This window comes from Xenorhabdus bharatensis (genome assembly GCF_037996705.1).
Lineage (GTDB): Bacteria > Pseudomonadota > Gammaproteobacteria > Enterobacterales > Enterobacteriaceae > Xenorhabdus > Xenorhabdus bharatensis.
Window position 1 is genome coordinate 1 of the sequence record NZ_JBBMXG010000028.1, and the last position, 13,107, is coordinate 13,107.

Genomic DNA, 13,107 nt, shown 5'->3' on the forward strand with positions numbered 1-13,107 from the left:
TGAAACGCCGTAGCGCCGATGGTAGTGTGGGGTCTCCCCATGTGAGAGTAGGGAACTGCCAGACATCACTTTGACAGAGAAGCCATCCTTAACGGATGGCTTTTTTGCGTTTGTTTTTTTACTTATTGAGCGTTATTTATACGAGAGTAAGCGGCTAATACCGTTCGTTCAGATAGGTTTAAGTAATCTTCCATTTTTTGTGCTGCTAATTCTGTTTGGCCTGAATTTAATAGCTCCAGAATATGTTTATTCTTATCGACATAGGGCGCGTACAGCAGTTCCGGGTCATTTAAAAGCCCAAACGCTAAACGGAGTTCTGCTGAAATATTCCGGTAGAAGGTCATTAATCTTTCACTGTCGGCTAATTCTACAATCGCAGCGTGAAAATGCATATTGGCCGTGCCTACACCAACCCACTCCTGCTTATTTCTGTATTGACTGGCACTGATTACGGCTTCTTGCATTTTATTTACACTAGGGTGCATGGGATATGCCTGTGAAAGAGCCTGACATTCAATCAGCCTGCGAACCCGATAGATATCAATAATGGATGCGATATCAGGTATTGCTACAAACACTCCCCGATTAGGCTGGTGTTTTAGTAAACCTTCCTGCGTAAGAATGCGGAACACTTCTCGTAAGGTATTACGGGAAATCTGGAGTTGTTCACTGAGAGCTGCTTCAGATAAGCGTTGTCCGGGTAATAACTCGCCAATTACCAGCTTATTTCTTATCACTTCTGCAATTTTCTTACTCAAAATTTGGGGAGCGCTCTCTATTTTCATAGTTATCCATTGGGCTATTGCTGAGAAAAGTGTCTTCTGTGTTCAAAACTTAATCTTCACATATTCCCGGATAACCAGCAAGTCGCGGCAATTTTCCTGATTGTCTTCTGCCATCTTGATATAAAAATAATCTCTATTTTGAACTGATAATTTTCCCGTTAATTTGCATAGAGTGATCGCTGTTGTATTTTTGCACAATAATAAGCGAATTTAGTTGATTGTTTACTCATCAGAAATTATCTATTGTTCAACAATCTTATAATTATGGTTTAACAACTACGATGAAAACAATCGACTTAAATAGCGATCTTGGTGAGAGCTTTGGTCAGTGGAAGATGGGTAACGATGAAGCTATATTGGGCATTGTGAGCAGTGCCAATGTTGCTTGTGGTTTTCATGCCGGAGATCCGGCTGGGATCCTGAAAACACTGAAATTAGCTAAGGAAAATCAGGTTGTTATTGGTGCTCATGTCTCTTATCCAGATTTGGTTGGTTTTGGCCGACGTAATATGGATCTTGCCAGTCACGAACTCACAGCAGATGTCATTTATCAGATCGGTGCCTTACAAGGGCTTGCTGCTTCTATAGGAACGGCAGTTAACTATGTAAAACCTCATGGCGCACTCTATAACACGATAGCGAATGATGAACGTCAGGCACTTGCCGTGATTGATGGTATTTTAGCCGTAGATTCTAATCTTGCTTTAGTGGGGCTGGCTGGTTCAAATATTCTGAGGCTAGCACAGGAGAAAGGCTTGAGAACGATCGCAGAAGCTTTTGCTGATCGTGCTTATACCGCAAAAGGAGAGTTGGTATCGCGTCGTGAAACCGGCGCAGTGTTGCATGATGCGACTCTTGTTGCACAGCGTATGTTGCAGCTAGTGACAGAAGGTGGTGTGGAATCGATTGATGGCAAATTTACTCCCATTCAGGCGGATTCTATTTGTGTGCATGGAGATACTTTCGGTGCGCTGGAAATGGCTAAACAGGTGAAAGCCACTTTGCAGCAGGCAGGAATGACTATCCGCTCATTCATTCATTCTTAATCAGAATGGTCGATATTGTCAGGAGATAACTGTGCGTTTTTTACCTGTTAATTTTCATACTATCATGGTTGAGTTGAGTGACTTGCCTGAAACTCTGGCGTTATTTGATTCTCTGAATGCTGAACCTATTTCAGGAATGGAAGAGATAATCCCGGCCGCGAGAACGGTAATGATACGTTTTCACCCTCTGGCGATTTCAGCCCGGCAATTGGTGGCAGAAATTCAACGGCGGGATCTGCAAAAATCCTCACATATACAGGGAAAACAGATTGTAATTCCGGTGCGTTATGATGGAGAAGACTTGGAGGAAGTTGCGGATATCCTCGGGATTTCGGTACAGGATGTTATCCAACAGCATACGGATAATGAATATATCGTTGCATTTACCGGATTTGCTCCGGGGTTTGCCTACATGATATCTGAAAGTCTTTCGTGGAATATTCCCCGCCGCAAAACGCCCAGAACCCGTATTCCGGCGGGGTCAGTTGCTCTGGCGGGAGAATTTAGTGGTATTTACCCGCAGTCAAGCCCCGGAGGATGGCAACTCATTGGGACGACATCCGAACGAATATGGGATTTATCCCGGATGGAACCGGCGTTATTACAGCCCGGTTACCGTATCCGATTCCGTAATGCAGAACACTCCACAGTGACAGTCAGTTTACCTGCAACACCCGTTCTTGATTCACTTGTTCCGGCGGATAACGCCAGTATTTTAGAAATTCAATCCACAGGATTACAGACTCTATTTCAGGATTTAGGGCGTCTGGGTAAATCAAGGCTGGGCATATCTGCATCAGGTGCGATGGATAAAAGTGCTTTACGCAGTGCAAATCGCATAGTGGGTAACCCTTCTGATCAAGCTTGTCTGGAAATTACGCAGGGAGGATTTCAAGCCATTGCCCGTGGGCAAATGGTTATTTCTGTCACTGGCGCTTTATGTCCGATTCAAATTAAAACCCCGCAAGGAAAGTCGCTTCACCTAAGCACTTACCAACCTCTTGATTTAAATGATGGTGATGAAATCATATTGGGTATCCCACATGAAGGAATGCGTTCTTACTTGGCAGCCAGAGGCGGTTTTATTGTTCCAAAGGTGCTATCCAGCTGTTCATTTGACACTTTGTCTAATATTGGCCCTGCGCCGTTAAAGGCGGGGGATAATTTAGCGATAGGTGAGACTTCGCATTGTTCAGCGGTGTCTGTTTCAGAGACCCCGGAATTTGTGATGCCCAATAAAGGTGAGACTGTTGTACTGGATATATTTCTTGGCCCTAGAACTGACTGGTTCACTCAGGAATCCATCGATATATTGCGAAATCAAATCTGGCAGGTTACGCCACAATCGAACCGGATTGGTTTGAGATTGAAGGGAGATTGCTCGTTATCACGCATTAATCATGCAGAGCTGCCAAGCGAAGGAACCAGCCTTGGTGCGATACAAATTCCCGCCAGCGGGCAACCTGTTTTATTTCTGGCGGATCATCCTGTGACAGGCGGATACCCCGTTATTGCTTCAGTGGCTGATTATGACCTTGATCTTGCAGGCCAAATTCCGATCAATGCCAAAATTAGATTTAATCCCATCAATCAGTTTCATGACATTCAGGGGAGTGAAGAGCTGCAATGAATACCACTGTGAACAGTATTAATAAAATTACAAAAAAAGTCTTAATCGCCAATCGCGGGGAGATTGCCGTTCGTATTATTCGTGCCTGTCGTGATTATGGCATACGGACAATTGCTGTTTATGCTGATACAGATATCAACGCACTGCATGTGCAACTGGCGGATGAAGCCTATTCACTGGCAGGGAATAGCCCGGCAGAAACCTATCTCAATATTCCTCGTTTGTTGGATATCGCAAAGCAAGCGCAGGCTACGATGGTACATCCCGGCTATGGTTTTCTATCTGAACGGGCTGAGTTTGCCCGCGCTGTTATTGAAGCTGGTTTAATTTGGATTGGTCCGGAACCCGATACGATTGATATATTAGGGAATAAAGTCACGGCCCGGCAAATTGCTCAGAAAGTTGGAGCACCGTTAGTCATGGGAACGGCAGAGCCGGTTAAAAATGCGCAGGAGGTTATCACTTTTGCTGAAAAGCAGGGTTTACCGATAGCGATTAAAGCCGCATTTGGTGGTGGGGGCCGTGGGTTAAAAGTGGCATGGCGACACGATGAAATTGAGGAGTTGTATCACTCTGCGGTACGTGAGGCGACAGCTGCATTTGGTCGTGGTGAATGTTTTATTGAACAGTTTCTGGATAAGCCCCGTCATATTGAGGCACAGATAATTGCAGATAAACACGGAAATGTCGTTGTTTTAGGAACCCGTGATTGCTCCTTACAGCGTCGGAATCAGAAACTGATAGAAGAAGCTCCGGCACCTTTTTTGACTCAGCAACAACGGGAGCGCATTCACCAGTCGGCAAAAGCGATTTGTGCAGAAGCTAATTATGTCGGAGCAGGAACGGTTGAATTTTTGCTGAGTGTTGACGGAACACTCTCCTTTCTGGAAGTGAATACCCGCTTGCAGGTTGAACATCCTGTGACGGAAGAAACAACTGGAATTGATTTAGTTATTGAGCAACTGAGAATCGCAGAAGGCTACCCATTAAGCATTCAGGAAACGCCTGTTTCTCGTGGGCATTCGTTTGAGTTTCGTATCAATGCGGAAGATGCCGGAAAAGGCTTTTTGCCTGCATCTGGCGCTCTTACCGAATTTACCCCACCTTCTGGTCCCGGTATTCGTTTAGATTCAGGCGTAATCAATGGCTCTGTCATTCCGACAACCTTTGATTCATTGATGGCTAAACTGATTGTCACAGGAGCAACGCGTGAACAGGCTCTTGCCCGTGCGCGTCGGGCGTTACGAGAATTTAAAATCAGTGGCGTAGCATCCGTTTTACCCTTTCATCAGGCGGTGATTGAACATTCTGATTTTGCATCAGCAGAGACTTTTAACGTCCATACCCGTTGGATTGAGACAGAATTTACCAATCAACTGGAAGCCTTACCACGTCAGGATGTAGCTGAAAGCAAAGATATCATCCGTACCTTTATTGAGATTGATGGCCGTCGGCATGAAATGGGATTACCAACGGATTTATTGGCAGGATTAACACCTTTAGTGCCTACAGGTGAGCCACAATCGTCTCCGCTAGTAGTCAAACAAATACCAGAAAATCCTCATCAGGTAAAAGCCCCCATATCCGGTATTCTGCATTCGTGGCTAATACAGGAGGGAGAGCAAGTCAGTGAAGGAGATGTGATTGCCATCATGGAAGCCATGAAAATGGAAGTGCAGATAAATGCACATCGCTCAGGAAAAGTCACATTCCGAGCTCAGGAAGGTGATTATCAGGAGGTAGAAAGCATTCTGGCGAACATTGAATAGTCTGGTTATTTGAAAAATTAAATGGGTATAAATTGACGCTAAATTTATACCCATCTATGAAATCTGCTTTTGAGGATCTATATCGGCAATCAGTCTTTGCTTGGCCGAGCGGGACTGAAAGGCATCATCCTACCTAATCCAGATAGTAAAATCTGACGATAATCACTTAATGTTATTTACATTTCTTTTATGAATGTAAATAATAATGCTTCTCAATAATATTTTAACTAAAAAATAAATGTCTAAAATTACCAAAATTTACGCAAGCATGGCTAAAAGTGGTTTGTGTGTTCCTTTGATGTCAGCATCTATGTTGACCATCGCTATTTCGACTAACGCAGTGGCACATACCGAAGAATCAACCAGAAAATCATCCTCAACAGGCGATACACTTGTTGTTATTGCAGGTAACAGTGCAGAACAGGACAGTGGAAAAGTCAGCCGTAACGAAATTAAAGTCAGACAGGCACAAAGTGTCGGGGAAGTATTAAAAAATGTGCCGGGCGTACAAGCCGGACACCCTAGCGCTTTAGGGCAGCGTTTTAAAATCCGTGGCATGGATGATCAATTTATCAATGTGACGATTGATGGTGCAAGACAGGAAGGCTATCACTTTCACCATGCAGGGAGCTACGGCATTGATCCTGAAATGCTGAAGCAAATTGATATCAATGTGGGTACGAACAGTATTACCTATGATACCGGAGCATTAGTTGGTTCATTAAAATTTGAAACGGTTGATGCTGGTGATTTATTAGCACCGGGTCGCTTATTTGGTGCAAAAGGAAAATTAAGCTATGTCAGTAATGGCTCGGAATTCCAGAAGTCTTTGGCCGCTTATGGAAGAATCGGCGCTGTAGATTTATTGGGCTATTTTAACCATCGCAATATGAGTGATGCTAAAACGGGCAGGGATAAAGCCGGGCAAGAATCCATTTCTACCGATGGGAAACTGATCAACTATTTATTAAAAGCGAAATTCAATCTGACTGATGAGCAGTATATCAATGTCTCAAAAGAACATTATCAGAATGATGCCGACACTAATTTCAGATTGAACTTTGGCCCTGATGTGAATAAAGGGAGAAAAGGGAAATACGCTTCAGAGCGTGATGCTTATAATATTGCTTACCGATATGTGCCGGTTGGTAATGACCTCATTGATCTGAAAATCTCCGCTTATTATACAGAACAAGTCTTCAACCATATGAGGGAAGTCGGTGGCCCGGGCAAAGGCTTTGACACAATTACCGAAACTCAGGGTATCAGAGCGCGTAACGTTTCTAGTTTTGATACTTATCAACTAGCCCATGCTGTCACTTATGGCTATGAGTATTTCGATACCAGAATGGCGTATACAGAGGCAGAAAAAAATACATATAACAAAGTGGTAGAAGCAGGAAAATCATCTTCTGTTTATTTAGAGGATGATATTCAGTTTGCTGATTTGCATTTCATTCCTGGCGTAAGATGGGATCATTATAAATACAATACTATTAATAAAAAGAGTGAGCCTTTTGAAAGAACCTATGCTCATTTCTCAAAAGCATTGGGGTTGAAATACGAGCTGGGTGCGTCAACAACGTTGTTTGCTAATTATACTGAACTCTTCAGAGGCCCATTGGGTAAAGAAATCGGCATGGGTCCGAGTAACCACAATGCCAACCTGAAAGCGACAACGGGTTACAATCTGGAAACGGGTGTTGGCGGTACTTATCCATCTGTTTTTGCTGAAAATGATTCATTCACTTTTACTGGTAAAGTATTCCAGACTAATTTCAAAAATCTGGCTACCACGTTAGCCGAAAGTTCGCTTAATAATATCCCTAAGTCCAGACTGGAAGGATTTGAATTAGCGACCAAATATAAACTGGATAACTGGTCTTTAAGAGCAACTTACGCCAAAGCAAATAACAAAATTGTTCAGGGTAGTATGCTGTTTGACAGAAGATTAGAATTTACTCCATCTATTGGTGATTCTTTCACTGTGGGTGGAAGCTACCTATTTGATAAAACAGATATTGAACTGGGTTGGAATTCCCGATTTGTCCGCTCAACAAATGCAAATGGGACAGATGATGGCAAGGTTGTAAATATTCATAAAGCAGGCTTTGGCGTCAGTGATATGCATATTTCCTGGGCACCAACCTCAGGCGCATTTAAAAACACTGAACTCCAGTTTGGTATCGATAATATCTTCGATAAACGTTACAACGAACAATCTTACTACTTGAACACCTATAAAGGTCAGCAAGAGAAGGGGCGCGCTTATAAAGCGACGGTTTCTTATAAGTTCTAAGAAACGAGATATAACGCTGAGTAAAAAGCCTGCGGTTAAACCGCAGGCTCATCACTATATCTTTCAATGATATATTTTTAACTACAGCGTAAAAACACCAATCAGAGCTACAACAGTCAGAATTGCGGCAGCGCCATAAAACACCCATTTACCGGCAGGAACATGAATTTTCAGATCATGCATAGCATGATGAATGCGGTGTAAGCCGCACCAGAGTGGCAGACTTATCATCAGCAACAAAAAAACACGCCCAATAAAGCTCTGGCAGAAAGCCAGAATACGTTCGTAAGAAAGCGCCTCCGGTGCCAATCCTAATGGCAGTAAAATGCCTAATAGCAGGATAATGACTGGCCCGACAATAGCACTCCACATACCACCAGCGCCAAACAACCCCCAGAAAATAGGTTCATCGGAACGTTTTGGTACTTGATTCATCAGATCCTCCTTGAGGTCAGAGTAGGGCTATGCCAAGGATCACGGCAGTCGCGATAATAGTGAACGCCCACAATAGTTTGATAATAGGTCCCGGTGCCATTTTTTCATTTTTAACAATGATATTGAGTGCTTTGGGCGCCAGTTCAAACCAGGTTGTGGTATGCAATAATGCAGCCAGCAAGGTGATAATGTTGATCAACAATACCAGTGGATTTTGCAGAAAAGAGACAAATCCCCCCCAGCTTTCAGGGCCGGCTTTCAGGGCAAACAGGCCATAAAGCACCAGAATACTGAACCAGACAGTAGGAACAGACGTTCCTTCACGCAGCATATAGAAACGATAAAAACCTAATTTTTGCCACCAGGTAGGCTCCATGCCACGGGTATAAGGTTTACGTTTTGTTGTCATGACTTTCACCTCCCTTATTGTGGTTTCAGCATGGAGATAATGAAATCTTTTGCACTTTCAGCCTTGCTTTGCTGAATTGCTCCTGCCGGATCGACATGTTTCGGGCAAACTTCAGAACAATAACCGACAAAAGTACAGGACCAGACTCCATTATCACTGTTGATTTGCGGCATACGCTCTTTCTTGCCATGATCACGGTTATCAAGGTTATAGCGGTGTGCCAGCGTGATGGCAGCAGGGCCGATAAACTCAGGATTCAGGCCGAACTGAGGGCAGGCTGCGTAGCACAGGCCACAGTTGATACATCCGGAGAATTGATGATACTTCGCCATTTGTGCCGGAGTTTGCACATTCGGGCCATCAGAGGGTTTGCGGTCATTACCGATGATATAGGGCTTGATGGCTTCCAGACTCTCAATAAAGTGCGTCATATCCACAACCAAATCCCGTTCGATCGGGAAATTCCCTAAGGCTTCCACTTTCAGCCCGTGCTGATAGTCGCGCAGAAAAGTCTTACAGGCCAGCTTTGGTACGCGGTTGACCATCATGCCGCAGGAGCCGCAGATTGCCATGCGGCAGGACCAACGATAAGACAGATCAGGAGCCAGATTATCCTTAATATAGCCTAACGCATCCAACAGCGAAGTCTGGTCATCATAAGGGACATCGTATGTTGTGAAATAAGGCGCATCATCGGTTTCCGGGTTATAGCGCATGACTTCCATTTTCAGGTTTTTCATCTCAGTCATTCGCCTGCTCCTTCTGTTTTTTCTCTTGTGCAGCGGCTTCACCACCATAAACCCGTTTTGCAGGCTGGGATTTAGTGATTTTCACATCACTGTATTCCAGATGTGGTGCACCTTCCGGGTTATAGAAAGCCAGTGTGTGTTTCAGGAAGTTCTCATCATCACGTTCGGTACAGCCTTCATCAAGGCGCTGATGGGCCCCGCGGGATTCTTTGCGGTTTATCGCGGAGTGAGCCATACATTCCGCCACATCCAGCCCGAATCCCAGTTCTATGGTATAGAGAAGGTCAGTATTGAATACACTGGAGCGGTCACTGATTTGAATATGCTTGAAGCGCTCTTTCAGCTCTGCAATCTTATCAATCGTCTTTTGCATCAATTCAGGGGTGCGATAAATACCACAACCTTCTTCCATTGACGTTCCCAGTTCATCGCGGATTTTTGCCCAGCTTTCTCCGCCCTGTTGATTCAGCAGTTTATTGAGTTTAGCCTCAATATCGAGAACCTGTGCAGACAGTGCATTTTCATTGGCGGGAGGCGCTTCCTGAGCACATTTGGCCGCTTCTTCACCAGCCAGACGACCAAAGACGACAAGTTCTGCCAATGAGTTAGAGCCAAGACGGTTTGCACCATGCAGGCCGACAGAAGAGCATTCACCAATCGCAAACAGCCCTTTGATACGGGTTTCACATTGTTGATTGGTTTCGATTCCACCCATAGTGTAATGTGCTGTCGGGCGGACAGGGATAGGCTCCTTGACCGGATCAACGCCAACGTACGCTTTCGCCAGCTCACAGATGAAAGGTAGACGTTCCAGTAATTTCTTCTCACCCAGATGACGCAGATCCAGATGCACAACGTCACCGCGCGGCGTTGCAATCGTCCGTCCTGCCCGCCATTCGTGCCAGAATGCCTGCGAAACTTTATCGCGTGGTCCCAGCTCCATATATTTATTTTCAGGATGGCCGAGGGGTGTTTCAGGCCCTAAGCCATAATCTTGTAGATAGCGATAGCCATCTTTATTCACCAGAATCCCGCCTTCACCCCGACAGCCTTCGGTCATCAGAATGCCGGAACCCGGCAGGCCGGTTGGATGATATTGCACAAACTCCATATCGCGCAGTGGAACACCATGCCGGAAAGCCATGCCCATGCCATCGCCGGTGACAATGCCGCCATTCGTGTTGTAACGATAGACACGGCCTGCACCGCCGGTAGCCATAATGACCGCATTTGCGCGAATCTGAACTTTACTGCCTTCCATCATATTCAGGGCAACCAAGCCACGCGCTCGGCCTTCATCAACCAGAATATCGAGGACAAAATGTTCATCGAAACGCTGAATCTGCGGATACTTGAGTGAGGTCTGAAACAGTGTATGCAGCATATGGAAGCCGGTTTTATCCGCGGCAAACCATGTGCGCTCGATTTTCATACCACCGAAACGACGCACATTCACGGAACCGTCTTCTTTACGGCTCCACGGGCAACCCCATTGCTCCAACTGGGTCATCTCAGTCGGACAGTGTTTGACAAAATACTCAACCACATCCTGCTCACACAGCCAGTCACCGCCGGATACGGTGTCATTGAAATGAAAGTCGTAGGAATCATGAGATTGAGTGACTGCGGCTGACCCACCTTCTGCGGCGACGGTGTGACTGCGCATAGGGTACACTTTTGAAATCAGGGCAATCTTGAGTTGGGGATTGGCTTCAGCCGCAGCAATGGCGGCCCGTAGACCTGCGCCACCGGCTCCGATAATTGCTAGATCAGCATTGAAGGTTTGCACTGTGCTTCTCCATTGTTTCAAGTGAAATGAATAAACTTCAGCCAGAAAGCCTAATGCGTTATCACTCGTCATTTGTGACCTTGCTACTTTGCAGAGTGTTTTTTCTTGTTTGACGCAGTGTTGTAAGTATTTTTTGTAACTTAACGAGTTAGGAGCACTGTCTGTTATTTTTTATCTGATATGATTATAACGAATAGTGGCGAAAGTAAACTTGACATGAACACTGCTTTGGTCGAATTGGTACCAATAAAAATTGATCTAAAACAAGTTTTGTATTCATCTGACTGTTTTTTATTAATTTTCTGTTAAATTAATTAGCGTTGTTCATATTGGATGGGTTTTTGTTTAATTGAGATGAATAGTTTTTGGTGGTTATTGTAGAACAATGATTATAGAAAAGATGTCGTTGAATAAAAATCAACAGATTACGTTGACGCTCAAAATGCTTTTTTAGAGCAACTTTGTTTTATACATCAGGTAAATAAACTTTTGTATTTTTAAATATTAACACCAATAATGCTTCCCTGTTAATTTAAAAATCGAAAGGGTGTTTTTTTAACTCAATGGAATGTAATGACTAATTTTATATATAGGTGTTTGGGGTTTTATTTACCATATGAAATCATTCATCTTTAAGTAAGTTGTTTTTTTGTTATGGGAGGGTTTTTATAAAAAATAAGGGATTTTAAATAATACTGAAACAACTAATGATAAAAATTTAAAAAAAGATGTAAAAGAATTGGTGGTGATGATAACCAAAGGAGATATTTTTGCTGATTTTTACGGTGCAGATAATAATATTATAGTGACATATAGCGATGAATATATTGATAGTTCAAGAATTTATTTTACTGGTGTAGATAATCTTGTGGGTGTAATAGCAATTTATACGTTATTTTAGATATCTTTAATACAGGAAAAAAGAGTAATATTCAGGCTTGATGAAAATAATTATCTTATATGCACAATGGATTTCAAGTTGTGTTGCATTCTGACTGATGTCGAAAATTTGTCTGGCGGCGCTGATATGAGTAAACTGCGCGTTTTGTTTTATCGTGGAGTCATTTGAACATGAACGAAGTCGCGGATTGGCAGCCAACTGCCCCTATCGCCAACCTATTGAAAAGGGCAGAAATTCTGGCAGAAATACGGCGCTTTTTCGCAGAGCGTGGGGTATTGGAAGTTGAAACCCCAGCCATGAGTCAGGCGACTGTCACTGACGTCCATCTGGTTCCCTTTCAGACCCAGTTTGTCGGGCCGGGTGCAGCAGATGGTCTTCCCCTGTATCTGATGACCAGCCCCGAATATCATATGAAGCGTCTGTTGGCCGCAGGCAGTGGCTCCATTTATCAGATGGGGAAAAGTTTCCGCAATGAAGAAGCGGGACGCCACCATAACCCTGAATTCACGATGCTGGAATGGTATCGTCCGCACTATGATATGTACCGCTTGATGAATGAAGTGGATGACCTGTTACAGCAAATTCTGGATTGTGAAAGCGCTGAATCCCTTTCTTATCAGCAGGCTTTTATTCGTTATCTGGATATTGACCCTTTGACAGCAAGTAAAGAAAAACTACGTGAAGTGGCGGCAAAACTCGATCTCAGCAATATCGCTGATCGTGAAGAAGACAGGGATACTTTACTGCAATTGCTTTTTACCATGGGTGTTGAAACACACATTGGTATTGAAAAGCCGACATTTATTTATCATTTCCCTGCTTCGCAGGCAGCGCTGGCAGAGATCAGTAAAGAAGATCATCGTGTTGCGCAGCGTTTCGAAGTGTATTTCAAGGGAATGGAACTGGCGAACGGCTTCCGTGAACTGACGGACAGCAATGAGCAGCGTCTGCGTTTTGAACAGGATAACCGCAAACGCGCATCAATGGGGTTGCCTGTACAGCCGATTGATGAGTATTTGCTTGAAGCTCTGGCACATGGTATGCCGGAATGTGCGGGTGTAGCATTAGGGGTTGACCGACTGATTATGCTGGCTCTGGGGGCTGAGCGAATCAGTGAAGTGATTGCATTCCCGGTAGGAATTTCCTGATTTATACACTTCGTCTTTCAAGTTGCCTCTTTGTTGGCTGCGCTCACTCATCCCGGTCACCGTTTTTATAAACATACGGTTATCTATACTCCCGGGGGGACTGAGAGGCTCCTGCCTCTCACCGGAGGCCAGCCTTTGGCTGGGCAA

At 44.2% G+C, this 13,107-nt stretch carries 10 protein-coding genes; 5 read left to right on the forward strand and 5 right to left on the reverse strand.

The genetic code is table 11. From position 1 onward, the window contains the following. Positions 1-122: 122 nt before the first annotated feature. Positions 123-785, reverse strand: a complete 663-nt coding sequence (locus AAC855_RS19190) for a GntR family transcriptional regulator (protein WP_340611689.1) — start codon at positions 783-785, stop codon at positions 123-125. A gap of 281 nt (positions 786-1,066) precedes the next feature. Here AAC855_RS19190 and AAC855_RS19195 point away from each other — a divergent pair, with 281 nt between their 5' ends. The 4 genes from AAC855_RS19195 (at position 1,067) to AAC855_RS19210 (ending at position 7,529) form a co-directional block, all read left to right on the forward strand. Further along, complete coding sequence (locus AAC855_RS19195; RefSeq protein WP_340611692.1) at positions 1,067-1,831, forward strand: LamB/YcsF family protein; 765 nt, start codon at positions 1,067-1,069, stop codon at positions 1,829-1,831. Between the two features lie 31 nt (positions 1,832-1,862). Continuing rightward, entirely contained in the window at positions 1,863-3,461 is a 1,599-nt protein-coding gene (locus tag AAC855_RS19200; RefSeq protein WP_340611693.1) for a 5-oxoprolinase subunit B/C family protein, read from the forward strand. Continuing rightward, positions 3,458-5,230 carry an ATP-binding protein gene (locus AAC855_RS19205; RefSeq protein ID WP_340611695.1) on the forward strand — a complete coding sequence of 591 codons (1,773 nt, stop codon included), beginning with the start codon at positions 3,458-3,460 and terminating at the stop codon, positions 5,228-5,230. The genes AAC855_RS19200 and AAC855_RS19205 overlap by 4 nt, the downstream gene beginning before the upstream one ends. Before the next feature lie 268 nt (positions 5,231-5,498). Then, entirely contained in the window at positions 5,499-7,529 is a 2,031-nt protein-coding gene (locus tag AAC855_RS19210) for a TonB-dependent receptor domain-containing protein (protein WP_340611697.1), read from the forward strand. An 81-nt stretch (positions 7,530-7,610) separates the two neighbouring features. Here the strand turns inward: AAC855_RS19210 and frdD are convergent, their stop codons facing one another. From frdD to frdA, 4 genes are read right to left on the reverse strand one after another with little or no spacing between them, the layout of a single operon-like run. After that, positions 7,611-7,967, reverse strand: a complete 357-nt coding sequence (gene frdD / locus AAC855_RS19215; RefSeq protein WP_340611735.1) for a fumarate reductase subunit FrdD — start codon at positions 7,965-7,967, stop codon at positions 7,611-7,613. 13 nt (positions 7,968-7,980) lie between these two features. Continuing rightward, entirely contained in the window at positions 7,981-8,373 is a 393-nt protein-coding gene (frdC, locus tag AAC855_RS19220; protein WP_340611699.1) for a fumarate reductase subunit FrdC, read from the reverse strand. Between the two features lie 14 nt (positions 8,374-8,387). Continuing rightward, positions 8,388-9,122, reverse strand: coding sequence for a succinate dehydrogenase/fumarate reductase iron-sulfur subunit (locus AAC855_RS19225; protein ID WP_340611700.1), 735 nt, complete (start codon positions 9,120-9,122; stop codon positions 8,388-8,390). Then, positions 9,115-10,911, reverse strand: coding sequence for a fumarate reductase (quinol) flavoprotein subunit (gene frdA / locus AAC855_RS19230; protein ID WP_340611738.1), 1,797 nt, complete (start codon positions 10,909-10,911; stop codon positions 9,115-9,117). The genes AAC855_RS19225 and frdA overlap by 8 nt, the downstream gene beginning before the upstream one ends. 1,071 nt (positions 10,912-11,982) lie before the next feature. On the opposite strand from frdA, the gene epmA reads away from it, so the two are divergent. Beyond that, a complete protein-coding gene (gene epmA, locus AAC855_RS19235; RefSeq protein ID WP_340611702.1) occupies positions 11,983-12,960 on the forward strand; it encodes an elongation factor P--(R)-beta-lysine ligase in 978 nt (325 codons plus the stop codon). The last annotated feature ends 147 nt before the right edge of the window (positions 12,961-13,107 follow it).